Origin of the sequence: Photobacterium swingsii, from assembly GCF_024346715.1 — a bacterium.
Taxonomy (GTDB): domain Bacteria; phylum Pseudomonadota; class Gammaproteobacteria; order Enterobacterales; family Vibrionaceae; genus Photobacterium; species Photobacterium swingsii.
Genome location: NZ_AP024852.1, coordinates 640,556 through 667,214 on the forward strand (window position 1 = coordinate 640,556; position 26,659 = coordinate 667,214).

Below are 26,659 nucleotides of genomic sequence, written 5' to 3' on the forward strand. Positions count from 1 at the left end.
GGCGAGTGTTTATTTCTAAGTTGTTGATCACATTAGATCGTGATGAATAACGAGCTAAACGCTAACTGAAGATATTCAGCAAGGTGAACCTTGATGACACCAAAGATATTACCTAGCGTCAGCGCAATGTTAGTTGCGCCAACACAACGATCACTAACAGTAAAATCCAACGTAGAGAAGGGCAACGGGGATGAATAATAACGCAAATACACTGCACCCGATGACGTTTCCTCTGCACGGGGCGCGTTTAATTGAAGCTTCAGCTGGGACAGGAAAAACCTTTACCATTGCCAGCTTATATTTACGCTTGCTGTTAGGTCATGGCAGTGCTGATAGCCGTCATAAGGTTGAACTCAATGTCGATCAAATTTTGGTGGTGACCTTTACTGAAGCGGCTACCGCAGAGTTACGCGATCGTATTCGTGCTCGTATCCATGATGCACGCTTAGCGTTTAGCCGTGGGGTGAGTAATGATCCTGTGATCCAGCCTTTGCTTGAAGAGATTCAAGATCATAAAACGGCCGCTCAAATTTTATTACAAGCCGAGCGCCAGATGGACGAAGCGGCCATCTATACCATTCACGGTTTTTGTCAGCGGATGCTGACTCAAAATGCGTTTGAGTCGGGCAGTCGTTTTAATAATGAATTCGTGACTGATGAAAGCCAGTTAAAAAGCATGGTGGCTGCGGATTATTGGCGTCGTACTTTTTATCACTTACCGCATGCCTTGGCACAAGAAGTTCGTAATATTTGGTCATCACCAGCAGCCTTATTGAAAGATTTAGGTGGCAGTTTAACCGGCGCGCCGGTGAAGCTCAGCATCGATGCGATGACGGAATCCTTGGCCGATCTTCACCAACAAAATCTGCAGCGCTTGGATAGTTTGAAAGCCCTATGGTGTGAACACCAAGCAGATTTAGAACCTTTAATTGCGGGTTCTGGTGTCAACAAACGCAGCTATACCAAAAAAAGTTTACCAACTTGGTTAGAGCAAGTGTCGCAGTGGGCAGCAACGCCAACGGTGAACTATGACTTGCCCGATAAGCTTGAGCGTTTTCATCAGCAGATCTTGATTGAAAAATCGAAAGATAACCCGCCAGAGCATGAAGTGTTTGCCGCGGTTGCTGAGTTATTGGATAACCCGGCTAACTTACGCGATCCGCTATTAGCTCATGCGATTGCAGAGTGTCGAGAATTACTGGCGCAGGCCAAGCAACGTAAAGGCTGGTTATCGTTTGATGATTTGCTGACGCAGTTGTCGGCAGCAATTGATAACGACAGTGATGACTTATTAGTGGATCGCATTCGCAGCCAATATCCAGTGGCAATGATCGATGAATTCCAAGATACCGATCCGCTGCAGTACAGTATTTTCAGTAATATTTATACCACAGACACAGCCAAACAAAGTGGTTGTGGCTTGTTCATGATCGGTGATCCGAAGCAGGCTATCTACGCGTTCCGTGGTGCGGATATTTTTACCTATATTCAAGCGCGCCGTCAGGTAACTGATCACTACACCCTAGGGACAAACTGGCGTTCAACCGCCGATATGATCGCTTCGGTCAATCAGGTATTTGAGCATCCTGATAGCCCATTTATGTATGACCAAGATATTCAGTTTTTATCGGTTGATCATAGCCCTAAAGCGCCAGATCGTAGCTGGTGGCTCGCTGGTCAGGCACAGCATGCGCTGACGTTTTGGCATCAAGAGAGCTTGGATGGTAAACCTGTTACCAAAGGTAATTACCAAGAGGTAATGGCGGAGGCGACGGCTGCTAAAATCCAAGATATTTTGACCCAATCGCAGCAAGATAGCGCCTATTTCCAAGATAAAGACCACAAGAAAGCGATTCAAGCGGGCGATATTGCCGTTTTGGTGCGCACAGGGAGCGAAGGTAAATTAGTCCGCCACGCGCTGGCCGAGCAAGGCATTGCCAGTGTGTATTTATCTAACCGAGATAGTGTGTTTGGCAGTGCTGAAGCGGCCGATATTCAGCGGTTGTTACAAGCAGTATTAACCCCTGAAAATGAACGAGCACTGCGGGCGGCGTTAGCATCGAGTTTATTTGCTTATACCGCGGCGGATTTGGATTTATTGAATAACGATGAAACCCGCTGGGAAACCGCGGTGACTGAATTTAGAGATTACCGTAAATTATGGTTAAGCCGTGGTGTGATGCCAATGCTCCGTGCGGTGATGAGCCGCAATGCCATTGCTGAGCGATTATTAGCAGAAGACGGTGGTGAACGGCGTTTAACGGATTTACTGCATATTGGTGAGTTATTGCAGCAAGCTAGCCAAACACTTGATAGTGACTATGGCTTACTGCGCTGGTTAGCGGAACATGTTGCTGAACCTAATGGCAATGCTGACGATCAAATCCAGCGATTAGAATCTGAACGTAACTTGGTTCAGATCGTGACTATCCATAAATCCAAAGGGTTGGAATACGATTTGGTGTTTATGCCCTTTGTGTGCAGTTATCGTGCGGCCAGTGAAGCGAAGTACCACGATGAGCAGCAAAACTTGACCATTTTGGATATTACTAAGCAAGCTGATTCGTTAGAGAAGGCTGATAAAGAACGGTTAGCCGAAGACTTGCGTCTGATTTATGTGGCATTAACACGGGCGGTGTACGGCTGTTTTGTGGGTATGGCGCCGATTCGCAATGGTCGCAGTACCAAAGAGCCAACTGGCTTACATCAATCTGCGATGGGGTACTTGGTACAAAATGGTCAAGAAGGGGGGATTAGCGATCTGGAGATCGCACTGGCGAAGCTAGCGGAAAGCCTCCCTGCAATAACAGTGGCAGAGCCGCCTGTATTACCGAGTGATAAGTGGCAAGCCATCGAAGAGGATGCTCCTGCATTAATGGCCAACCAATTTAACGCCAGCATTGAACGAAACTGGTGGATGACCAGCTATTCAAGTTTGGTTAAACAAGGCCACCACAATTCGTATGACAGTAGCTTTGATTTGCCTGGTTTTGACACTGACTCGGCAATCGATGCGACGGCTGATGCGGTATCACCTGATGATGAGCACGCTTTAGCGTTAGAGCCTGAATACTCGATTTATACTTTCCCACGTGGTGCGCGGCCAGGTACATTCTTGCATACCGTCTTTGAAGAAATTGAATTTACTGCGTCCGTCGATAGCCCTGAAACCGTGGCGACCTTGACGGAGTTACTGCAAAAAGAAAACTACGAGCTGGAATGGTTGCCTGTCTTACAGCAATTGATCCGTGATGTATTGCAGTGTTCCTTAGATGGTGACGCGATGCGTTTGGGGGATAAAACGCCCGCACAGCGCTTAACCGAGATGGAGTTTTTGCTGCCTATCGAATTATTGGCCGCTCCTATGCTAACCAAAGTGATTGCTAAGCATGATGAGGTGTCAGCCAAAGCTGGTGAGCTAGGTTTTGCGACCGTAAGCGGCATGCTAAAAGGCTTTATCGATTTAGTGTTTGAACACCAAGGTAAGTATTACGTCCTCGATTGGAAATCGAATCACTTAGGGGATGATCCATCGGTTTACCGTGGCCAGCAGTTAGTCGAAGCGATGCGTGATCACCGTTATGATTTGCAGTATCAAATTTATGCCTTGGCTCTGCAGCGTTTCTTGCGTAGTCGTATTCCTCATTATGACTATGAAACCCATTTTGGTGGGGTGTATTACCTCTTTTTACGCGGTATTGAAGCGGGCAGTGACAGTGGTATCTTCCATGCGAAGCCAAGTGAGCAACTACTTACAGAATTAGAACAGCTAATTGATGGAGAGCAGATTGATGCTTAAGCGATTACAGGATCTCACGAAACAAGGCGTACTGCGTCCGCTCGATTATCAGTTTGCTAAATTTATCGCGCAACGAGTTGGCGAATCGTATCATGAGTACCACGACTTGGTTGCCCTGTTGGCGGCATGGGTGAGCCATGAATTAGGCAAGGGGAATGTCTGTTTAGTGCTGGATGAAAAAAGCACTAAACGCGTGATGGATTTACCCATTAAGTACTCGGTAGCTTTGCTTGAAGGGTTACCTGATTTTAACCGTTGGGCGACGATTTTAGCTGAGTTGCCTGTGGTATCGGATGGGCAATCGGCCACACCGTTAGTGCTTACTGACCAGCGCCTCTATCTGCACCGTTACTGGCATTTTGAGAAAATTGTCGCGCAGAAGCTTACTAATACAGCGCAAGCCGCAGCGCCAAGTGCATTGGCGAGTGATATGACAGCTGTACTTGATGCCTTATTCCCACGGACTTATGGCTTCTTATACGAAGCGCTAGCGGCATTTAAAGGCCGTGAGACAGATACGCCACAAGCACGTCGAGAACAGGTTTGCGATAAGCTCGATGTGATAGCGCCAGCCGCTCTGGATTGGTCGGCGATTGATGCTGTCTTACAACAAGCATCTCAAATTGGTGACTTGGCCGCGTTAGATAAGTTAGTACCCACTTCTGCTTGCTTGAATTGGCAGAAGGTGGCGGCTGCGATGGCGTTAACACGTCAGTTTGCCGTGATATCGGGTGGTCCAGGAACAGGTAAAACCACCACAGTGGCGAAGTTATTAGCGGCCTTAGTGATGGAAGTGGATTTAACCGCAGGGCAAGAAGCACCAACGATAAAGTTGGTGGCCCCGACCGGTAAAGCGGCCGCACGTTTGACGGAATCTATTGGCTCGGCGGTGAAATCACTCTCGGTGGATGCCATAGTCAAAGAAAATATCCCGACGCAGTCGAGTACCATTCATCGGTTATTAGGTGCTATCCCAAATAGTGTTGATTTTCGTCATCATCGTGATAACCCATTGCACTTAGACGTGCTGGTGGTTGATGAAGCTTCGATGATTGATTTACCTATGATGGCTCGTTTGCTTGATGCTTTGCCGCCACATGCAAAATTGATTTTGCTGGGGGATAAAGACCAGCTCGCTTCAGTCGAAGCAGGGGCGGTGCTGGGGGATATTTGTGCCTTTATTGATCAAGGCTATAGCTCGCAACAAGCCACACAGCTGAATCAGCTAACGGGCTATCAGTTGTCATCAGCGCAGCAAGGGGTTAGCACTGTTGCTGATAGCTTATGCATGTTGAGAAAAAGTTACCGCTTCCATGCCAAATCTGGGATTGGTCAGTTAGCGAAAGCCATTAACAGTGGCAAGCCTCAGCTGGTGGATCGTGTTTGGGAGCAAGGTTTTGCGGATATTCGTAATTATCCGTTATCAGCGGATAACTACCAAACCTTGATTAAAATGACGGTGAATTTTTACCGCGATTATTTAGATCTCATTGAGCAACAAGCCTCACCGTCTGACGTGCTGGCTGCATTTTCACAAGTACGTTTGTTGTGTGCACTACGAGAAGGCGATTTTGGTGTACAGGGCTTAAATCAGCGTATTGAGCGAGGGTTAGAGCGCGCAGGAAAAATCAGCACCAGTGATGATACTTGGTACCTTGGTCGCCCTGTGATGATCACCCGCAACGATCATGGTTTAGGCTTGTATAACGGTGATATTGGTATCGCCATGTATGAACCAAGCAATGGCTCAAATGATGGTGCAAGCACACCTCGACTGCGTGTGTATTTTGAAATGCCCGATGGCAGTATTTATGGGGTGTTACCAAGCCGCTTGCCAGAGCATGAAACTGTGTATGCGATGACAGTCCACAAATCACAAGGCTCTGAGTTTGCTGATACCTTGATGGTGTTACCGAAAGATTATAGCCCGATCTTAACACGTGAATTAGTGTATACCGGCGTGACGCGTGCCAAGGCAAGGCTACACTTTTTTGCCCAGCCGGATGTGGTGACCCGCGCAGTACGTATCAGCACGGAACGTGCTAGTGGATTAGCCCGCTTATTAAGCTAATGCTAGTCCCATCAGGTTAAAACATTGACAACGCCAGCTTGTGCTGGCGTTGTTGATCATAGGATTATAATTCTAGAGTGAGAATTTTAGAGCGGCGTTGGAAGTTATACAGGGCTTGTTTTTCCATGGGCAGTTGCTCGACTTTTGACTCCACAAAGCCTTGTTCTCTGAACCAATGTAAGCTCTGGGTGGTTAACACAAACAGTTGCTTTAAGCCTTGCTCTTTAGCCTGCTGACGCAAGCGGTTAAGCAGTAAGGCCCCACGATCACCATCACGAAAATCAGGGTGCACCGCCACACAAGCCATCTCGGCAATTTTATCGTCAGGGAAGGGGTATAGTGCCGCGCAGCTAATGATCAAGCCATCGCGCTCAATAATGGTAAATAGCTCAATTTCTTGCTCTAGCTGTTCACGAGAACGACGCACCAAAATACCTTGCTGCTCCAGTGGACGAATAAGATCTAAGATCCCTCCGATATCATCAATACCCGCCGTACGGACTTTTTCCGCGCTGGCCATCACGATTTGAGTACCAATACCATCTAGTGAGAAGAGTTCTTGGATTAACGCTCCGTCTTCCTTGTAGCTGATTAAGTGGCTACGTGGCACACCTGCACGACAGGCACTGATCGCGCCGCGTAAAAAACGTGCCGTCCCACAGCCATCTTGTTCGGCGGAGACGAGTCGTTGTAATTCAGTTTCAGCCTCGTTGGGCAGTAGCTCTGAAATGACGTTATTTTGAAGGTCGATCACACCTTGCTCAGAACAGAAGCCAATGAGCTTATCAGCCTTTAACTTTATCGCGAGTTGTGTCGCTACTTCTTCAGAGGTGAGGTTAAAACATTCACCCGTGACTGAACTCGCGACAGGACCAAGCAAGACAATGGCATTTTGGTCGAGTTGGCGATGAATACCATCGCAATCAATTCGGCGGATACGCCCGCTGTGAGCATAATCTACACCTTCATTGATCCCTAGAGGTTGGGCGATGATGAAGTTGCCACTGACGACGTTGATTTGTGATCCCGCCATCGGGGTATTATTGAGCCCCATGGAAAACCGAGCGGTAATATCAAGCTGAAGCAGCCCAGCAGCTTGTTTTACGATATTTAGAGCTGGTTCATCGGTGACACGAATGCCTTGGTGATATGGTGTTGAATAGTCATGTTTTTTTAGCAATTGATTGATCTGAGGGCGGGCGCCATACACCACGACAATGCGCTGCCCTAGACTATTTAACAGTGCAATATCGTTGACGATATTGGTAAAGTTGGCATCATCTATGGCTTCGCCGCCAAGCATGACAACAATTGTCTTGCCGGTATGAGCATTGACGTAGGGAGCAGATTGACGGAATCCTTTGACAAGTTCAGTACTGCGATTTTTCAAAGTTAGACATCCATGTGTGACTTTTGATAGTCCCAGTGTCGCCAATTATTTTTTTTGCTTCAAGATCTCGTTATCGATTCATGAATAATTATTTTTTTATCGAACGTGATACTTAATGTACCGAGTAGATAAAGGTTAGACGTCAGTATTTTTTGACCGAGTTATGACTAAAGCAGCCCCGAAACAAAAATCAGCGAAAAAGCGCCTGCAAACGACTTTCTTACTGGGAGTGATTGCTTGTGGAACCACTATGGTGGGGTTGGTGACCACAGGTGTGGTGCCCTATGCATGGTTACTGCCTGAGCCGCCTGTTAATATTGATGGAGTATGGACAGAGCAGGCTGTTGCTGAGTACGCCTCGGACAGTTTTGAGTTACGTCCCGATGGTGTTTATGTTAACGGGCGAGTTGTCAGTACCCATTATGACTGGGATGGTAATACCCTGAGCTATCAATTTGGCGATGACATGTATGAATACGTTTATTACTCAGGTCAGTTTATGCGTAAATCTCCGCTACATTACACCTCGATGTTTAGCCGACAAGTACTATAGGATGTAAATTCCGCAAGGGAATAATTACGCATTTTAAAATACCAACATGTAGCAAGGCTATATTTAATTCTTTGAATTAAGTTTTAATTGAAATGAGAAGGTTGGGTTAAAACTGACTCTGTTTTAGCTGGCTAGAGTACGATGTTTAATATTATTTATAATTGGTATTTAGTTTTCCCCTTTTAAATAGAAAGCAGCATATTTTCTTTAATTTTTATGTTGGTGATTTTTATTTTATTCAAATCAGTTACTTGTGGTGTTTTCCCTATACGTTTCTCTCCTCTTTTTAATATAAATCTTGCTAGCCATTGAATTAATATATAACTCGAAACTTGTTTCGTATGCCTAAATTTGTAGAATTAATTATATGAGTGTCATTAATTTGACTGGTTAGTTTTTATAGGTATATCTTTTGGGTATATTGAAGTGCGGCATGAAATATAATTATCATCGACAAAAAGGGATTGCGAGTATTGAATTTGCCCTTGGGTTCATTGTCTTATGGTTTATTACCGTCATGATTATGGATATAGGGCTAAGAAACTATACTGTGGCGGTTGTTAATTTTGCTGCGTCTGAAGTGACAAGAGACATCAAAGTCTTAGAAATTGATAGTGAAGATAAATTTGAAAAAGAATTTAGAAAGAAACTGAAGGAAAACGCCTTTTCATTGTGGGGGGTAATGAGTCAAAACGATGAGTTTATCGTGGATATGAAGTTATACCCCAATATAGCCGCATTAGCCCAAGATCATTACATTAAAACACAGCATGCATCTCAAGCGCCTATCGCGTCTTACCAATTAACATATAACTACAAGCCATTGATTCGTTTAGGTAGCTATACCTCGTTTCCTATTCACCGTGAAGTTATTGCTGTACAAGAATTTGCTCGTCGAGAGGTTTAAATACGTGGTGTTTATAAATCCAATGCCCCACCAAAAGGGCTCTGTGGCAATCGAGTTAACATTCGTATTGGGTGCTTTGGCAATGTGTATGATGTTTGCTGGGGATTTGGCTGCAAAAATGACGATTCAAGGTGAGCTAGATAATTTAAGTTATTCGATGGTCAATATTGTTCGTGATCGTAGTGCGCTATATTCATCTCCTCAATCAAAAAAAGTAAGAGAACACTTGTTGCCAGAAGATGTCGATCAAATTGATCGCATTGTAAAAAGTACATTATCACGGCAAAGAGTTGGCTTTGATGAAAGTAAATACGCGTTAATTGTTGAAGAGGCACACTTTAAGAAACAGACCAAGAAGGCTGAGTTTTTACATAATATGCCAAAGGCTAATTATAGAGGAAATAGTAAATTAGGCTGTAAGCCATCAGATAAGTCTGAATTTACGGCACTCACACCTTATACCAATAAAAAACGCTATATGCCTATGTATAGAGTGACGGTATGTTATGAAAGCCCTGACTTATTTCAGCGTTTTACTCAATCATCTGAATCACCCATTGTTATTCGCTCTTCCAGTATTAATGTAGGCCGCTAATTATGCATTCTTTCAAGCGACAGTCAGGTGTGGCTGCAATTTGGTTCGTCTTAATCTTTATTGCGCTTGCGAGTTTGACGGCACTCGGTGTTGAAGGCGCCCGCTACTTGAATAATAAAGCCCGTCTGGGAGATGCACTTGAAACGGCTTCTTTGTTGCTGGCTGCTCAAGAAGCGAAAGAGGGCGATGATGTAAAAAATCAAGCGCTAGTCACGAAAGTTGCGAGAAGTTATTTACCTGATGCAGAGTCTACTTTACCAGAGCTAAAAATTTACTATAAGAGTGGTGAAGAGCAGGTAACCATAGATAAAAAAGAGCACACGGTTGAATATCTGCAGTATAAAGTTGCGGCATCAACAGAGCATGATTCTTGGATGGATATGGTAAGCGTACCGTCATTTGATGAAACTCAGAATATAAGTAATTTCGCTGCGGCGAAAAAAATTGCAATTAAGTCTGGAGTCAGTGATGCTTTTTTAGTTATGGATCATTCTCTTAACATGAATAGCAATACATGTCAGATTAAATACCCAGGTAGCAATATTTATAAACACCAGACGGCAAAATTATTTATAGCACACCAATTAGCCCATGAATTCATCAATCGTAAGCAGGGGATCTCGGTTGATAAGAGTAAAGAGGACGTTGAACCGATTGAAGGTAATGTAGCCGTTTTCCCTTTTGATACTCGTACATCTAATTATTCAAATGATCAATCAGGCAGTCGTAACTTGCCGCTTTGCCAAAACCATCTTGATTTTTACAGTGAGAGCGAAGAAAACCGTATTAATGGGACGGGGGTTGATAAAGGTTTTGGTGAAATTGACTGGAACCACCAAAATATTAAATGGTTAACCATGGGTGAAGCATTAAACCGAAAAGATGCGATTGGTACCTATGTTAATGAAACTTACAACCTTCAAGGCACCATGGGTCAATGGCTACCTGATGCTGAGAAGCATATTGATTATAGAGACACCGTAAACTCTATTGCGAGGCGTAATTCTTTAGCTGATACGTCACGAGAATCAAACCTAATGGCGTTTCCTGATAATCGCCTTTGTCGTGGCAACTTTATGACAGTATCGATTACCAACCCTAAATTTAATACAGAAAAAAATAAGGTAAGTGGATATTTAGGATTAATTAACTCATTTACTTCTAATTCGCCAATCACTCAAAGTAGTGCTCATCAGCCAGGGAGTTACATTGGCGGTTGGAGTGCATCATATCAAGGTATTCTACAAGCACTGAATGACTACCACCATCATGGGGACAAAGAGAAGCAGTCGACAATGGTTGTTATTTTAGGTGGTGGGGATCGACCAAATCTTAGTGATGATGTGCGGTATAAGAATGGGGAGGTCATCGATCACTCGAATATATTGCAAAAGCTGAGTGAGCATGGCTTGTGTGAGAAAATTAAGAATGATTACCCTAAACTGAACTTGTTTGCGATTGGAATTGATGTTGATCCCAAACGATTAAAAGGTGTGACCAAGAGCATGGGAGGCTGTATTGATGATGCTAACACCTCGATGATAGATCACAAGGCAGCCACTGGTACAACAGGATCAACCGATATTTGCTGGGGAGGTACTTCTCCCGTCGGTACCGGCTTTTCTCTTACAGGCTATGGTATTTCGACGATTAGCGCCATTGTCAGTGCTGGATTAAATGCTGGGGGAGCGGCTGGAAAAAAAGAAGAGATTGGCAGTATTCATGACCGTCGTGCGAAGTAGTCGGTGAATAAAAATACTTAGACATAAATACTGACCTGCTTTTTACAAACTCAATAGCTCGTTTTCTGGCGAGCTTGTTATACTTGTTGTTGATTTCTTTAACCTATATAGGCTTTTTGTGTTTCGTCATTTTACTATTGCAGTGTGCATTATTGGTTTGGCTGGTTGTGCTAAACCCACCGATAGAGGGCAGCAGTACCTTGATGGTGATTTCGAGCAAGTCTTGAATCAGGTTGAATCGGTAAACTCGGATAAAGTCCGAGATTACAGTCAATTTGATGCACAGATGACGAAAGTGATTGAGCGTTCGCCATCAATGGCAGAGAAGTATTTTCCACTTTATAACCAAATTCAGAGTTGGGCTGCGCACTCAGGTGATCCTGCTGAGTTAGCTAATTACGGTATTCAAGCTGCGCAAATGGGTGGCGGTGATGGTTATGGCAATGTGATGTTCACTGGTTATTTTTCGCCAGTGATCGAATTACGCCACCAAGCAAACGAAACGTTTAAATACCCTGTTTATGGTATGCCAAAGTGTGATGGTAAGTGCCCTACGCGGGCGGAGATCAACAAAGGGGTATTGGCGGGTCAACAATTAGAACTCGGTTATAGTGCTTCTATGCTTGATGTTTTTATGATGGAAGTACAAGGCAGTGGCTTTGTCCATTTTGAAGATAATGATGAGCTGCAATATTTCGCATACGCAGGTAAAAATGGCCACCCTTACGTCAGTATCGGTCGTATTCTGATTGAGCGCGATGAAGTACCACGAGAGAAAATGTCGCTCAAAGCCATTTCAGATTGGGTGGGACAGCAAGATGAAGCCACTGTCCGCGAGCTGCTAGAGCAAAACCCATCGTATGTCTTCTTTAAGCCGCAAGAGAGCTTGGATGTAATGGGAACAGCGGGTATCCCACTATTAGCGCATGCATCTGTTGCAGCTGATCGTGAATACTTACCTATGGGCAGTGTGATCTTAGCAGAGGTCCCTCAGCTCGATAGTGAAGGAAACTGGAATGGTAAACATGTCCTGAAATTATTGATGGCCTTAGATACAGGTGGTGCAGTGAAGAAAAACCACCTCGACCTTTACCATGGTATGGGTGAGCAGGCGGGTATTGATGCTGGGCACTACAAGCATTTTGGACGGGTGTGGAAGCTAGGCTTACCGAATACGGCCACAGCCGATCCTTGGCTTGTGCCTGCGCAGGCAATTAAGCCTGAATAACGGGTTATTTCTTAGCAAACCCGCTGCCATTTTTATCCTTTGTTTGCCTTTTCCATCGCTTGAGCAAACTGGACAATTCTTAATAGAGCGCGTATAACACGCGCTCATTCTTTATCTGAACGACCTAGCAGTGAACATCCTATGCGCGAATTAGATACCCCAGCCTCAGACAGTTATAACCAACGTTTTGGTGGCACACGTCGCCTTTATGGTAACAGTGAAGTAGAGATTTACCGTGCTGCACACGTTTGTGTGATCGGTATTGGTGGTGTTGGCTCATGGGCAGCAGAAGCGTTAGCGCGTTCAGGTATTGGTGAGCTGACCCTGATCGATATGGATGATGTCTGTGTGACGAACATTAACCGCCAAATCCATGCGATGACAGGCACTGTAGGTCAGAGCAAAATTGAAGTGATGGCGGAACGGATTAAGCTCATCAACCCTGAGTGTCAGGTCAATTTGATTGATGATTTTATTACGCCAGAGAACATTCGTGAGTACATCGATGGTCGCTACGATTACATCTTAGATGCCATTGACAGCATGAAGCCGAAAGCTGCTTTGCTGGCGCATTGTAAGAGTAATAAATATAAGGTAATCACTACCGGGGGCGCGGGTGGTCAAACCGATCCGACTCAGATTCAAATCACCGATTTGACCAAGACGATTCAAGATCCACTGGCGAAAAAACTGCGTGATACGCTGCGTCGTCATCATAACTTCCCGACGAATCCTAAGCGCAAGTTTGGTATTGACTGTGTGTATTCAACCGAGCAGTTGAAATACCCGCAAGCTGATGGTTCGGTGTGTAATATGAAAGCAACAGCGGAAGGACCAAAGCGTATGGATTGTGCGAGTGGTTTTGGTGCTGCGACTATGGTGACGGCGACCTTTGGTTTTGTTGCTGTGTCTCGAGTTTTACAAAAGCTCGTGCAAAAACACTTAAAATAATGGGTGTTGTTCACACTCTATCCAGAATATAAAAAAGCGGCTGCGTAGTGATACGGAGCCGCTTTTTTGTTATTTAATTTGAAGTGTTCACGTGTTTGTAGCTGTCACTTTAATTTGCTCAACAATGGCTTTAAGCCCATTGCCACGTGATGGACTGAGGTGCTCAATTAAACCTAAATGGTCAAAATATCCATCAATATCAAAGGCCAAAATGGCATCCGCTGTTTTTCCTTCGTATGCAGCAAGCACCAAAGTAATTAAACCGCGCACGATGCGAGCATCTGAATCGGCGGCAAAATGAAACACACCGTTTTGATTATCGTGCGTTAACCAAACAAGGCTTTCGCAACCACTGACGGTGAGATCGGCGAGCTTAAATTCATCGGGTAATACGGGAAGCTTTTTGCCTAATTGAATCACGGTACGGTAACGATCTTCCCAGCCTTTTGCTGTTTGCATTTGCGCGACAATATCGTCAGCGGTGATTTCAGTCCCAAACGGGTGGTGCGGTAATGTCATGGTCTTTCCTTATAGCAGGCTACAGGCTTTATGTAGCGCTGCGATAAAACAGTCAATGTCTTGTTCAGTATTATAGAGCGCAATCGAAACGCGCAGTGTGCCTGTTAAGCCTAACGCATCAAGCATAGGGTGGGCGCAATGGTGGCCAGCACGAAGCGCAACACCTTGCTGATCGAGTAGGGTTGCTATGTCTTGATGATGCACACCATTAACCACAAAAGAAAACAGACTTGCGTGTTCTTGTAGTCCAACAATGCGTAAGTCTTCAATGTCTTTAATTCCCTCGATAGCACGCTGACGAAGGTGGGCAATGTGTTGCTCGGCTTGTGATTGGTTGATTGCGTTAAACCAATCGATGGCGGCTGCAAGGCCTAAGCTACCCGCCACATTGGGAGTTCCGGCTTCAAATTTTCCCGGCACACCAGAGTAGGTGGTACCGTTAAAGCTGACTTTTTCGACCATCTTGCCACCACCATGCCAAGGTGGCATTGCTTCAAGCAATGCTAGCTTGCCATATAGTGCGCCAATACCTGCTGGGGCAAACAATTTGTGGCCAGAAAATACATAGAAATCAGCATCTAGTGTTTGTACATCAATTGCTTCATGCACAACACCTTGTGCACCATCAACTACAACGACGGCACCGTATTGATGTGCTTCGGTAATCATTTGCTCAATAGGGTTACGGGTACCCGTGACGTTAGTGATATGGGCTATTGCGACAATTCGGGTCTTTTCAGACAGTAATTGGCGAAAGGCATTCATATCGAGTGAGCAATCCGAATGCATCGGAATCTTTACCACTTTAGCGCCAGTTTGCTCAGCTACGATCTGCCAAGGAACAATATTGGCATGGTGTTCTAACTCACTGACAAGAATTTCATCGCCGGGCTGTAAAGTCTGGCGAGCATACGTTTGTGCGATCAGGTTTAACGCTTCTGTTGCACCACGAGTCCAAATAATCTCTCGGTTACTCGCCGCCCCCAAAAAGTGCTGGACGGTTTCACGGGCGTGCTCGAACTTGGCGGTTGCTTTAGCGGTCAGCGAATGGCTGCCACGATGCACATTGGCATTTTGACCACTGTAATATTGTTGAATGGTGTCGATCACCACCTGCGGCTTTTGCGCAGTTGCTGCACTATCTAAATACACTAAAGGCTGGCCATTACAGGTTTGCTGTAAGGCTGGAAACTGGGTGCGAATCGCATCGATAGAAAATTGTGCAGTCATGGTGGTCACTAGCTGTTATTCAAGCTCGCAATTGTACTCTAAATTGCCAATTTTGGGTATGAGGGGCGTGTAAGGTGATAAGTCCCGCTTTTTTGGCAAAAAAAAAGCACTGCGTTGGGGCGCAGTGCTAAAAATGATTTTGACAGACAGGTCAAATATACAGGAAGTAAAAATTGGTAGATAACTACCGATCCGACACAACTCGGACAATATGCAAACACAACATCGCAACATTGGTTAAGTACAAATGCTACAGAGCAAAAAACTTGTACTACCCCTCAGCTGCGAAACGAATAATAGGGTTTATGTAGCACTTGAGCAATGGACAATTTATAATGATTACCATAAAAAAAACTAATGTTATGGTCAGGTAGGAAAAGTATGTCGAGACGTTTACCCCCGCTCAATTCATTAAAAGTGTTTGAAGCAGCAGCAAGACACTTAAGTTTTACTCGTGCAGCCGAAGAGTTATTTGTCACACAAGCTGCGGTAAGCCACCAAATTAAAGCGCTTGAGGAATTTTTAGGGCTCAAATTATTTCGTCGCCGTAATCGTTCATTATTGCTGACGGAAGAGGGGCAAAGTTATTTTCTCGACATAAAAGACATCTTTTCTGCAATATCAGATGCCACAGATAAGGTGTTAGAACGAGGTGCGAAAGGGGCGTTAACCATTAGTTTACCTCCTAGTTTTGCTATCCAATGGCTGGTGCCTCGTTTGAGTGATTTTAATGAGAAACACCCCGATATTGATGTGCGTATTAAAGCGGTCGATTTGGACGAAGGATCGCTCACTGATGACGTCGATGTAGCAATTTATTACGGACGTGGAAATTGGTCGGGTTTACGCGTTGATAAAATGTACCAAGAATTCTTAATGCCTGTTTGCTCGCCTATGCTGCTTAACGGGCTAAAACCCCTGCATTCGCTAGATGACTTGAAGCTGCATACGTTATTACACGATACGTCACGTAAAGAGTGGAAGAACTATGTTCGCCAATACAATATTGCCGGTACCAACGTAAACCAGGGGCCTATTTTCAGTCACTCAACCATGGTGTTGCAGGCTGCTGTCCATGGACAGGGGATTGCGCTGGGCAATAATGTATTAGCACAGCCAGAACTTGAAGCTGGCCGTTTAGTGTGTCCGTTTGATGAAGTGCTATTGAGCAAAAATGCGTTCTATATTGTTTGCCAAGAAAAGCAGGCAGATACTGGCCGTATTCAAGTGTTCCGTGATTGGGTGCTAACGAAAGCGGCACGTGAACAAGAGGACATGCCTGATGTCGACTAATACTTCGAACACGATACAAAATGCAAACTCACAGCAGGAGCAAAGCCTCGATTTTCCGACCTACTTAATCGATGGGCCGAGTGTCGAAGAAGCCAAAGCGACCTTCTTGTTTGCTCATGGTGCTGGGGCAGGGATGGATCATGAATTCATGACAGATATCGCCCAACATGTTGCAAAACATGGTATTCGCGTGGTGCGGTTTGATTTTCCTTACATGGTAAAACGCCGTGAAGATGGGAAAAAACGTCCACCCGATCGTCAACCTAAGCTGTTAGTCGACTTTTTACGTCATATTAAGGCCCATGAATCTGAGCGTTTAGTGATTGGTGGTAAATCAATGGGTGGCCGTATGGCCAGTATTATGGTCAGCGATATAGCTGCAGAAGTACCCGATGTTGAGAATTGTCAATCGCGCGTGAAGGGGGTTGCTTGCCTTGGTTTTCCATTTCATCCGCCGGGTAAACCAGAGAACTTTCGTGGTGAGCATTTGCAAGCAATGACAACACCGACGCTGATCTTACAAGGCGAGCGCGATACGTTTGGTACCCAACCTGAAGTAGAAGCGTGGCAATACAGTGAGCAAGTGGAAACCACTTTTTTGCCTGATGGCGATCATGGTTTCAAACCACGTAAAAAATCAGGCCATACTGAAGCTGACAATCGCGCTTTGGTTGTGAGTCAGTTGGTTGATTTCATCCTGCGTTGTACCCAGCCCAAAGGACACTAAGTCATGACGAGTTCTGCTAAGTTTGATCATACTGTAGCAAACCGTGCTCGCTGGATTTTGGTTTGTGCGACGCTGAGTGGTGCGATTACTGTCATGTTAGGGGCCTTTGCCGCTCATGGATTGAAAGCCCAGCTATCGCCGTATCTACTTGATGTGTTTAAGACTGGGGTTCAGTATCAAGGTTTACATTCGGTTGCCTTGATCGGATGTGGATTATGGGCACGCATTCTGCCGTCAAAAGCGGTATCATACGCAGCCCTATTTTTCGGTGCGGGCATTGTGTGCTTTAGTGGCAGCTTGTATGCGCTCGCATTAACGGGCATTAAATGGTTTGGCCCCATCACACCACTGGGTGGGTTTTGTTTTATTTTTGGCTGGGTAGCGTTAACTGTCGCTGCTTGGCGTTCAGCTGAGGGTTCAAAGTGAATCACGTAATTTTATACTGTCGTCCAGGCTTTGAAAAAGAATGTGCCGGTGAAGTTCAAGACAAAGCAAACAAACTGGAGTTGTATGGTTTCCCTCGGGTGAAAAACAACACCGGTTTTGTTGTGTTTGAATTTTATCAGCAAGGTGATGCGCAGAAGTTTATTAAACTACAGCCATTCTCTTCGCTTATTTTTGCGCGTCAAATGTTTGCAGCGAAACCGCTGTTAACTGATTTACCGCAAGATGATCGTATTTCACCTATTTTAGCGGCGGTTGAAGATTTCCCGCGTTGTGGTGAGCTACGTATCGAAACACCAGATACCAATGAAGCTAAAGAGCTGCTGAAGTTCTGCCGTAAATTTACTGTGCCGCTACGCCAAGCGATGCGTAAGAAAGAAATCCTGCACGCACAAGACAGCACTTGGAGCCCAGCATTACATGTGTGCTTTATTGCTCCAGGTTGTTGCTACGTAGGTTATTCATTTACGAACAATAACTCTCAGTTCTTCATGGGTATTCCTCGTCTGAAATTCCCATCGGATGCACCAAGCCGTTCAACCCTTAAATTGGAAGAAGCTTTTCACGTATTTATCCCTCGTGAAGAATGGGATGAGCGTTTAGCACCAGGTATGTGGGGCGTGGATTTAGGTGCGTGTCCAGGTGGTTGGACGTACCAATTAGTGAAGCGCTCAATGTTCGTTCACGCGATTGATAATGGCCAAATGGCACAAAGCCTGATGGATACCGGCCAAGTTAAGCACCATGAAGTAGATGGGTTTAAATTTGAACCGCCGCGCAAGAATGTCACTTGGATTGTGTGTGACATGATTGAAAAGCCTGCACGCGTTGCACACTTAATGGGTGACTGGCTAATTAAAGCATGGGCGAAAGAGGCAATCTTCAACCTGAAACTACCAATGAAAGGTCGTTACGACGAAGTACTGCAAGATATTGAAAACTTAAAGCTGTACTTGGTTAAAAATGGTGTGAAGTTTAAGCTACAAGCGAAACACCTATACCATGACCGTGAAGAAATTACGGTGCACATCCAACGTACAGATAACCGCTCTGCATACTAATAGGTTTGTGATAACGCCTGTTAGCTGAACGAGATACAAAAAAGCGGCCTCTATCATGGGGCCGCTTTTTTATTGTGCGTTAGCTAGACTACGTCGATTGGTATTACTCAGGGGGTTTGATAGCGGATGTCCTGAAGGTTGAAGCCTAACTCTAAATCAGTTTTCAATGATGATACTTGTTTGCTGGCACGGGCCATTGCTTCGTTGCCCGTGATTTTCTTTTGCCATTTCTTAGGAAGGTCGGTCGCAGATAATACCGCTTCTAAGCTTGGGTAAAGGCTTAGTAATTCCACCGCAGCTTTAGGCCCGATACCAGTAATACCGGGTATTTTACTCGAGCTAATCCCTGCTAATCCCCAGTAATCTGTTAGCTGCTCTGGCGCGATACCGTATTCTTTTTTAACGAAAGGGGCATCTAGCCAACGTTGTTGGAAGTAATCGCGTACCCGTAAGGTTGGCTGGAGTAATTGGCAATAGCCCTTATCTGTTGAGACGATAGTGACCTGTTGGTTGCGTGAAGCTACTTTGAGCGCCAAGGTCGCGACTAAATCGTCGGCTTCATCGCCATCGGATAGTAATGAATCTATGCCGAGAGCCATAAAAGCATCTTGGATTTTGTCCATGCCGAGTGCCAGTTCTTCAGGCATAGGCTTACGCCCTTCTTTGTAATGTGGCAGTAATTCTGCCCGCCAACCACGGTCATCGCTGTGGTGATCAAACACAGCCACAATATGAGTCGGTTGGCTGTTGTTAATGATTTTCTCTAGCGCCTGACAGCAAACTTTGGCTGTATTATCGACATTAGGTTCACCTGGTTGAGCAGCATGAACACGGCGGATAAGGTTTAAAGCATCAATAACAACAAGATGAATAGACATAGCACACAAAAAAAGGACCTAAACAGGCCCTTTATTGTACGCGTTAAATTGTGTTATTTCATTACTGCTGGCGCAGTGACGATCTCATAGCAGGGTTCGTACTTCGAGCCTGGTAGTTTCATACGCTGTTGTTCCACGAAATTTTTCAGCAGCCTATCCATGCGTTTCATCAGCACGCTATCGCCATTAATTTTAAACCGGCCTTTGCGTTCGATTTCACGGATCCCTTCTTCTTTCACATTACCTGCAACGATACCAGAGAAAGCACGGCGCAGATTAGCGGCTAAGTGTTCAGGGCGTTGATTCATGTGCAAATCTAAACTTGCCATGGATTCATGGGTTGGCTCGAACGGTAATTGAAATTCAGGTGGGATTTTCAATGACCAGTTATAGCTATAGGCATCCCCTGTTGCGAGGCGGTGCTCTTTCACCTGCGGCATTGCATTTTTCATGATACGAGCAACTTCCGCAGGGTTGTCGATCACGATTTGATAATGCTTGGTGGCGGCTTCGCCTAGAGTATCGCGAATAAAACTATCTAAGGTACGGAAATAGGCTTCGCTTTCTTTTGGCCCCGTAAGAACTAATGGCATGGGTTGTGATTCATTTTCTGGCTCCATCAGAATCCCCAGAATATACAGTAGCTCTTCGGCAGTACCGGCACCACCAGGGAAAATAATAATACCGTGGCCGACGCGAACAAAGGCTTCCAAGCGTTTCTCGATATCAGGCAAGATCACTAATTCATTTACGATAGGGTTCGGTGGCTCTGCCGCAATAATTGATGGCTCGGTTAATCCGAGAAAACGACTCTCACCATAGCGCTGCTTAGAGTGACCAATTGCCGCTCCTTTCATTGGCCCTTCCATGGCACCGGGGCCACAACCCGTACAGATGTTGAGTTCACGCAGGCCGAGTTCATGGCCGACTTCTCGGGTGTATTGGTATTCGATGGGATTGATCGAGTGGCCTCCCCAACACACCACCATGTTAGGGCTTTCGCCTGCCCGCAGGGTTTGGGCGTTACGTAAAATACTGAACACGAAGTTGGTGATATGCGGTGCACTCGTGAGGTTTAAGTCGTTGCGCTGTTGGACGTGCATATTCACGTACACAATATCGCGCAGAACGGAGAACATGTGTTCTTGAATACCACGGATGATCCTGCCATCGACGAAGGCGTGCTCAGGTGGGTTCATCAGTTCAAGCTTGATACCACGCTCACGACGCATCACGTTAACATCAAAACTTTTATTTTTTTCCAGTAGTTCTTTGGAGTTATCGGTGTGACTACCAGAGTTGAGCACTGCCAGTGAGCAGTTACGGTAAAGACGGTAAATATCGCTAGAAGCGGTCGCTTTAAGGCGATCAACTTCGAGTTGTGATAGCAGATCCATGCTACCAACGGGACTGATATGGGTAATCATGGTGACCTCCCTGATCATCAAAAACAGCGATTGCTGAGGGGAAAACGAGGTGTATACCCAATATTTACGGGTGTGCGAATTCGTTTTTATTATTTAGTTATTAATACTGAGGTGTAGCTGTTGAGATAGATTCGATATTGATTGTTGTTGGTTATAGCGAATCTCATCGTTAAGCATAAATATTAGTATAGTCAGCAGGATTTGCTTTTTGCTATTTAATATCAGTAGCTTAATTTTACATTACACAGCAATAACACGTTTGCCTAGTAATAAATGCAGAGGGTGTGAGGTTTAGGCTATCCAGCTAAGGCGGTTTGCACCTGTACTCTTTGCAGTATTGAGCGCTTTTTGAGTGCGTTCGATAATATTCGGAGGAGTATCGTTGGCATCAAACATCGTCGCCCCGATAGACAGGGTGATAGAGACTTGTTGATCGCGAAAATGGAAGGGCAGCTGGGAAACTGTTTCACGAATGGTATTGATACGTTTCGTTCGCTCTTCTTCTGTCGTATCCGGCATGATCACCATGAACTTATCGCCGTCAAAACGGGCAATAAAATCGGTATCGTCAAGGCATTGATGGATAGTGCGTGCGATGATTTTTAGTGCTTTATCACCAGCCACATAGCCAAAATTAACGTTGGTCTCTTTAAAGTTATCGAGATCCAGTAAAGCCACGCACAGTGGGTGTTGATAACGCAGCCAACGGCGGTATTCATGCTCTAAGCGATCGTTGAATGCAGCGCGGTTATACACTTTCGTCAATTGGTCTAAGAACATCTTTCGTTCTTGCTGGTTTAACGATTGGTGGTGCTCTGCGGTTTTTTCATAAAGACTGATGACTTTATTTTCATTGTACGCCAACTGATCCAGCAGCTCTCGTTCACGTTTTTCTAACGCGTGAGTACGCTCAATTAAGGTATGCAGCTCTGTACTAATGGTTTCTAGTTGGGGACGCCATGTTTCTAGGTTTTCTTGCTCTTTTAGTCCTTGCTGCATTTGGTGGGACAAAGCAGAAAATTCGGATATCACCGTCGCTCGCTGTTCTAGCAAGGCATTGGATTGACCAAGGTTTTGATGGGCCGTTTTCTTGATGGCAGCTAAGTCACTGTGTACGCCATCGACAAACTTTTGCGTTGAGCGGCGGTCTTGATGGTGGCCATTGATCACTAACCGTAAAACAATGAGAGCTTGCTCAGTGAGGCTCTCTGCTGTGACGCCAGCTAATAGCTTATTACGAGTTTCCAATAACACAGTGCTGTTGTCATCGGTGAAGTCGAGTTCAGTGATCAAGTGTTGCAGTTCACTGCTGAGGTGCACTAATACATCTTGATCTATGCTGTTGTTTTGCTGCTGATTCGTCGAGGTCGAGAGTAACTTGACTGCACTTTCATACAGCTCTAATAAGCGTATTAGGCGATTGTGATTGTCCCCTAAACTATCTGGGTTTGCCGATAGAATATTACGAAGGTCACGTTTGAGCTGTGCTGGTAGTCCACGCACGCGATTGAGTGTCTCGCCACTCAAGTGGATGTGTTGCTCAAGGTTTTGGCTAGCTTGTTCCGTTAACGCTGCTTGACGAGTGACAAGTCGCTCAATCAAGGCTAAGCGTGGGATCAGTTTACTAATATCTTTGGGCTGCTCTAAGTCATTGCGTAGTTCAACTAACTTAGCATCAAGTTCTTGGTCTATACCTCTGCATGCGACAGATAGACGGGTGATCAGGCGCTTTAAAATAACAATCTCGCGACGCGACTTGAGTGAGGCATCACGGAAAGAGAGTTGAGCTTGATCTAGGCGTTGTTTCAATTTACTCACTTCAGAAACAACGGCATTTACGTCAGTCACGAGGGTAAGGCATACCTAAAGTAATCGCTATATAAAGTTATAGAAGAAAACGGAACCACAACTATGGCGCGTATAGTAACAAAAACATAGTAACCACTATTGATGTAGCGGCACTAATTGCGAATTCTAGAGGATTTTATTGACCTGATCATCAGAATCGTGATCGTTATTCCAACAAAATTCTAAGCGTGTGGATGCTTGTACTTTGACTAACCCATTATTGATCCCTTGAATGCAGGCTTTACGGATGTTGTCACTGGCAAAGCTGGCTGCTGGGGCGGCATCAATAGCACTTAAGTGAACCCATTGACTTCCTTGCTCTTTCTTATTATTCAAGCGTGCGGCATTGGTTGCCATAAGCAGAATATCAATTAATTCTTGGTCGTTTATCGCGGTGTAAGCACGAGGCAGAAATGGGTATTCAGCCATACCAATTCGAACTTTATTATCTATGTGTCGATCGGCGATAAAACCATCAATTAATTGCTGAATGGAATCGGCAAGCTGTGATGGTTCACTGTTAAGGCGCGAGTTGGGTTCAATGTACAAGAACATCGCATCGGAGAAATGGTACAAGCGCGCAGGCTTGCATACTTCATTTTGGAAATAAGCACCAAGTTGGCGTTCCATCTCTAACCCTTGCTGATAGCCTCGTTCCAAGTAAATGTGTTTTAAGAACGGGATCTCAATCAGCGCGAAGCGTAAACGGTCGCTAAGTGGCTCATTAATGATGTCACCTAAGTGCCATTGTTCGAAGTTGGCGCTACTTTGTTGGAGTGAATCGGGCAGACGTGCATTGAGCATTCGCAGGTTTCGTAGTCCGCTGCGAGGGTGGGTATAAAACTCAGTACGTAGCTGTTTAAAGCGGTTTTGCAACATGTTTGCCACGCTATGGCGGCGCCATAGGACAATACTAACCACCAGTAATAAGCTAATAAGGAAAATACTAACTTGCTGCTGTTGGTAGAGGGCTTTTTCGCTTTCAAATTGTTGGCGTTCTAGCTCTTCGAGCATTAAAGAACGTTCCATCATGCGCTGTTGTTGCTTGAAGACTTCAACATTGCTTTTGAGCTGGGTCTTTTGCTGGCGTTCAAACAATTGTTCATAGCGGCGTTGGCTGAGCAAGGCATTGTAGTAATCGCCATTTTGCTCAAAGGCTTGCGATAAGATGACCTCACCTTGTAACTGCAAATTCAACTGGCCGATACGACTTGCTGCCAATAGCCCTGACTGTAATGTCGAGATTGCCTTCGCAATGTGCCCTTCAGCCAGTTGTAGCTTACCTTCCAGCAATAACGTGTCAGCATTCAAGGCTTCATTACCTGACTTTTTCGCCATCTGGCGCGCTTGTTGGAGATATTGCTCAGCTTTCGGGTAGTTATAAAGCTGTAGGTAGACGCGTGCAATATTGAGGTATAGCTGTGAAGAGCGTCCATCATGTTTTAACTGGCTCTCTTGATCCAAGGCGTTAAAGTAATGCACTAAGGCTAAGTTGTAACGGCCTTGCTGCTCATAGATCGAAGCGATAAGGGCGAGGGTTTTCGCTAACGGCTGGGTGCGTTTAAAGTGCTCGAAAAACTCACCCGCTTGGGTCGCATGCTCTAGGGCTTTATCAAACACACTGCGTTGCTCAAATAAGGTCGCTAAACCTAAATTCGCGACTGCTGTCTGCGCTTTATTGTCTTCTTCAACTGAGAGCCAATAGCCACTTAGCAGGCGATCCAGCGCTAAGTCATAGTGGTTGTACAGCAAGTAATGCTGACCAAGGGTTAATTGGTACTCAATCAAGGCTGTTGTGTTATCTAAATTGGTTAACAAGCGTTTTGCTTTGCTAAATAATTTTTCTGCTTTCTCTTCAGTGCCTACTGCTGATTCTATGACGGCACGTTGCAATAACGTTTCGTATTGCAGCACTTTGACTTGCTTAGTGAGTTTGAGCGGCTCAGATTGGCTGATAGTGTTATCAATGTTGTCGAGTAGCTTTAATGCCAACACACTGTTTTGCAGGTTTTCCCAATAGATTTTGGAATAAATTAGTTGGGTTTCAATAATGGTAAATTCGAGGTCGTTTTCTTGGGCAAGTTTAATCGCTTTCTTAATGGTGCTTATCGCACGATCTGGTTGATTCAGCAATGAGTGGGCACGTGCTTTAATTTGCATTGCATTGACTGTGTTTAGTGGAGTACGCACTGAGTGATCGGCGTCATCATTAACATGCACACGCGAGTTTTCACTTTGATCGCTCATACGGCGTTGTTGTAGATAGCGATCAGTAATACGAAGTGATTTCTCTGGACTGGTTTGCAGTAAGTCATGTGCTTCCGCAAGGATCGGCGTTGTGTAGATTTTTGCTGAAGCGCTAAAAGGGAGGAAGCAAATTAGGAAAGCGCAAAAAAGCCAACGGCAAAAATTCATATTTTCTCTTAAACCACAATAAACACAGTGGTCTAATATACTGGCTTAGGCAATCAAGTCCAGCAAAGGGCATGCTTTTGCTGGACTTATTTTACATCTGTATCGCAGAGTTTGGATTACTGGCGAGCAAGACGGAAGTTGTTACTTGGTGTTTTACCTTGGTTGGTACGGTATGGGTTAATATCCAAGCCGCCACGACGCGTGTAACGTGCGTAAACCGTCAGTAACTCAGGTTGGCAGAATGCCATAATGTCACTGAAAATACGTTCAACACATTGTTCGTGGAATTCGTTGTGATTACGGAATGACACTAGGTAGCGCAGTAGTTTTTCGCGGTTGATTTGCTTACCTTTGTAAGAAATGCGCACGCTGCCCCAATCTGGTTGATTGGTAATTAAGCAATTTGATTTTAACAGGTGGCTATGCAGTTCTTCTGTTACCACGTCGCCTTCAGCAGCACCTTCTAAATGATCGGCATTAAAATCGTATTCTGTGATTTCAATGTCTTGATCATCGATGCACTCGCCGCTGAAGTTTACGATAGCTTCATCAGTAAAATCAGTTAAAGGTTGGATAGTCACGTCGACGTCTTGGCCTGCACATGCTGTTAGATCCTTGTGCAGTGTTTCAACAATCTCTTGCCAGTCGTTAAAACGTGTTTGGTTAAAGCTGTTAAGATAGAGCTTGAACGATTTAGATTCGATCAAATTTGGACTATTGGCAGGCAAACGTACTTCACCGATAGCCACTTGTGGTAAGCCTTTACCGTTTAACCATGACAATTCATAGAGTGTCCAAATGTCATAGCCAGTGAACGGCAGTTCATCGCCAAGGGCGAGATCGTCACGATTAAGGCTACGTGGAACGGCTTGCAGCAGTGAAGGATCATATTTATCAGCGTATTCAGTTTTTTGACCTAACGTTAAATCCGCTAATTCTGCCGCGTCTTTATATTTGCTCATACTGTCTTGGACACTCTTGGATTAGAATACCCAAAGTTTACTTAATCTTTAATGAGGTTGCGAATGAATCATCCAGTTACGGACGCATTATCTGATTTTTCAGTCCGTTTTATGAAAGCGTGGCATGATGCTGGGCACACATTTCCCCGTAGTGAAGACTTAGTTGGGCTTCAATCACCATGTGTTGAGCATGATTCGGGTGATGAGGTGATGTGGCAAGCGGTAGCCCGTGAACCTATGGGTGACTTAGCGGCAGTCGAGAAAGGGATTGAACTGACACTGCATGAAGACATCGTTGCTTTTTACGCTAGCCAGTATAGCGGTGATATGGCGGCGAAGTTTGGCGATCTAGAATTTGATTTGCTGCAATCATTCAGTGAAGAAGACACTTTGCGCTTACAAGAAAACATTCTCGGCCACCTAGTGACACAGCGTCGCTTAAAACTAAAACCGACGGTGTTCATTGGTGCGTTAGCGGCTGAAGATAAAGTTATCTCAATTTGTAATTTGACAGGCCAAGTCATTGTCGAAACCTTAGGTAAAGATAAGCGTGATGTGCTGGCGGCTGATGTCGAAAGTTTTTTGACTCGACTTGAACCTATCGTACGTGAGGATTAAA

21 protein-coding genes are annotated in these 26,659 nt (G+C 45.0%); 13 read left to right on the top strand and 8 right to left on the bottom strand.

The features are described 5' to 3' along the window. Nucleotides 1-190 precede the first annotated feature (190 nt). On the top strand, nt 191-3,799 hold the full coding sequence (recB, locus tag OCU77_RS03165; RefSeq protein ID WP_107303079.1) for an exodeoxyribonuclease V subunit beta: 3,609 nt from the start codon (nt 191-193) through the stop codon (nt 3,797-3,799). Continuing rightward, nucleotides 3,792-5,870, top strand: coding sequence for an exodeoxyribonuclease V subunit alpha (recD, locus tag OCU77_RS03170; protein ID WP_048899910.1), 2,079 nt, complete (start codon nt 3,792-3,794; stop codon nt 5,868-5,870). Before recB ends, recD begins: the two co-directional genes overlap by 8 nt. A gap of 64 nt (nt 5,871-5,934) precedes the next feature. On the opposite strand, the gene argA is transcribed toward recD, so the two are convergent. Then, nucleotides 5,935-7,260, bottom strand: a complete 1,326-nt coding sequence (gene argA, locus OCU77_RS03175) for an amino-acid N-acetyltransferase (protein ID WP_107303080.1) — start codon at nt 7,258-7,260, stop codon at nt 5,935-5,937. 163 nt (nt 7,261-7,423) lie between these two features. Here argA and OCU77_RS03180 point away from each other — a divergent pair, with 163 nt between their 5' ends. The 6 genes from OCU77_RS03180 to tcdA all read left to right on the top strand — a co-directional run bounded on the left by OCU77_RS03180 (nt 7,424) and on the right by tcdA (nt 13,236). Next, a complete protein-coding gene (locus OCU77_RS03180) occupies nt 7,424-7,813 on the top strand; it encodes a DUF2850 domain-containing protein (RefSeq protein WP_048899911.1) in 390 nt (129 codons plus the stop codon). Nucleotides 7,814-8,246: 433 nt separating this feature from the next. After that, on the top strand, nt 8,247-8,720 hold the full coding sequence (locus OCU77_RS03185) for a TadE/TadG family type IV pilus assembly protein (protein ID WP_048899912.1): 474 nt from the start codon (nt 8,247-8,249) through the stop codon (nt 8,718-8,720). A gap of 43 nt (nt 8,721-8,763) precedes the next feature. Beyond that, nucleotides 8,764-9,315: a tight adherence pilus pseudopilin TadF gene (gene tadF, locus OCU77_RS03190; protein WP_162845633.1), complete on the top strand. Its 552-nt coding sequence runs from the start codon at nt 8,764-8,766 to the stop codon at nt 9,313-9,315. A gap of 2 nt (nt 9,316-9,317) precedes the next feature. Next, the gene (locus OCU77_RS03195) at nt 9,318-11,057 is read left to right on the top strand and encodes a TadE/TadG family type IV pilus assembly protein (protein ID WP_048899914.1); all 1,740 of its coding nucleotides are present in this window, start codon (nt 9,318-9,320) and stop codon (nt 11,055-11,057) included. Nucleotides 11,058-11,175: 118 nt separating this feature from the next. Next, nucleotides 11,176-12,285, top strand: a complete 1,110-nt coding sequence (gene mltA / locus OCU77_RS03200) for a murein transglycosylase A (RefSeq protein WP_084711844.1) — start codon at nt 11,176-11,178, stop codon at nt 12,283-12,285. 141 nt (nt 12,286-12,426) lie between these two features. Continuing rightward, nucleotides 12,427-13,236, top strand: a complete 810-nt coding sequence (gene tcdA, locus OCU77_RS03205) for a tRNA cyclic N6-threonylcarbamoyladenosine(37) synthase TcdA (protein ID WP_048899915.1) — start codon at nt 12,427-12,429, stop codon at nt 13,234-13,236. Nucleotides 13,237-13,323: 87 nt separating this feature from the next. On the opposite strand, the gene csdE is transcribed toward tcdA, so the two are convergent. Together csdE and csdA are read right to left on the bottom strand one after the other, a co-directional pair. After that, nucleotides 13,324-13,755 (bottom strand): cysteine desulfurase sulfur acceptor subunit CsdE, encoded by a 432-nt coding sequence (gene csdE / locus OCU77_RS03210; protein ID WP_048899916.1) that lies wholly within the window; start codon nt 13,753-13,755, stop codon nt 13,324-13,326. Between the two features lie 9 nt (nt 13,756-13,764). Further along, entirely contained in the window at nt 13,765-14,985 is a 1,221-nt protein-coding gene (gene csdA / locus OCU77_RS03215) for a cysteine desulfurase CsdA (protein WP_048899917.1), read from the bottom strand. A 381-nt stretch (nt 14,986-15,366) separates the two neighbouring features. On the opposite strand from csdA, the gene OCU77_RS03220 reads away from it, so the two are divergent. Genes OCU77_RS03220 through rlmM form a run of 4 tightly spaced genes read left to right on the top strand, consistent with a single transcriptional unit; the run spans nt 15,367 to nt 18,510 of the window. Next, a complete protein-coding gene (locus OCU77_RS03220) occupies nt 15,367-16,278 on the top strand; it encodes a transcriptional regulator GcvA (protein WP_107303081.1) in 912 nt (303 codons plus the stop codon). After that, a complete protein-coding gene (locus OCU77_RS03225) occupies nt 16,268-17,005 on the top strand; it encodes an alpha/beta family hydrolase (RefSeq protein ID WP_239686038.1) in 738 nt (245 codons plus the stop codon). Before OCU77_RS03220 ends, OCU77_RS03225 begins: the two co-directional genes overlap by 11 nt. A 3-nt stretch (nt 17,006-17,008) precedes the next feature. Then, complete coding sequence (locus OCU77_RS03230) at nt 17,009-17,431, top strand: DUF423 domain-containing protein (RefSeq protein ID WP_048899918.1); 423 nt, start codon at nt 17,009-17,011, stop codon at nt 17,429-17,431. After that, nucleotides 17,428-18,510 carry a 23S rRNA (cytidine(2498)-2'-O)-methyltransferase RlmM gene (gene rlmM / locus OCU77_RS03235; protein ID WP_048899919.1) on the top strand — a complete coding sequence of 361 codons (1,083 nt, stop codon included), beginning with the start codon at nt 17,428-17,430 and terminating at the stop codon, nt 18,508-18,510. The genes OCU77_RS03230 and rlmM overlap by 4 nt, the downstream gene beginning before the upstream one ends. Before the next feature lie 107 nt (nt 18,511-18,617). Here rlmM and xni read toward each other — a convergent pair whose 3' ends face one another. The 5 genes from xni to queF form a co-directional block, all read right to left on the bottom strand. Further along, nucleotides 18,618-19,388, bottom strand: coding sequence for a flap endonuclease Xni (xni, locus tag OCU77_RS03240; RefSeq protein ID WP_048899920.1), 771 nt, complete (start codon nt 19,386-19,388; stop codon nt 18,618-18,620). Nucleotides 19,389-19,441: 53 nt separating this feature from the next. Then, nucleotides 19,442-20,815 carry a nucleotide 5'-monophosphate nucleosidase PpnN gene (gene ppnN / locus OCU77_RS03245; protein WP_107303082.1) on the bottom strand — a complete coding sequence of 458 codons (1,374 nt, stop codon included), beginning with the start codon at nt 20,813-20,815 and terminating at the stop codon, nt 19,442-19,444. A 291-nt stretch (nt 20,816-21,106) separates the two neighbouring features. After that, nucleotides 21,107-22,663, bottom strand: coding sequence for a GGDEF domain-containing protein (locus OCU77_RS03250; protein WP_048899921.1), 1,557 nt, complete (start codon nt 22,661-22,663; stop codon nt 21,107-21,109). A 126-nt stretch (nt 22,664-22,789) separates the two neighbouring features. Continuing rightward, entirely contained in the window at nt 22,790-25,078 is a 2,289-nt protein-coding gene (locus OCU77_RS03255; protein ID WP_048899922.1) for a tetratricopeptide repeat protein, read from the bottom strand. Between the two features lie 116 nt (nt 25,079-25,194). Next, nucleotides 25,195-26,040, bottom strand: a complete 846-nt coding sequence (gene queF / locus OCU77_RS03260; RefSeq protein ID WP_048899923.1) for an NADPH-dependent 7-cyano-7-deazaguanine reductase QueF — start codon at nt 26,038-26,040, stop codon at nt 25,195-25,197. A 63-nt stretch (nt 26,041-26,103) separates the two neighbouring features. On the opposite strand from queF, the gene syd reads away from it, so the two are divergent. After that, a complete protein-coding gene (syd, locus tag OCU77_RS03265; protein WP_048899924.1) occupies nt 26,104-26,658 on the top strand; it encodes a SecY-interacting protein in 555 nt (184 codons plus the stop codon). The last annotated feature ends 1 nt before the right edge of the window (nt 26,659 follow it).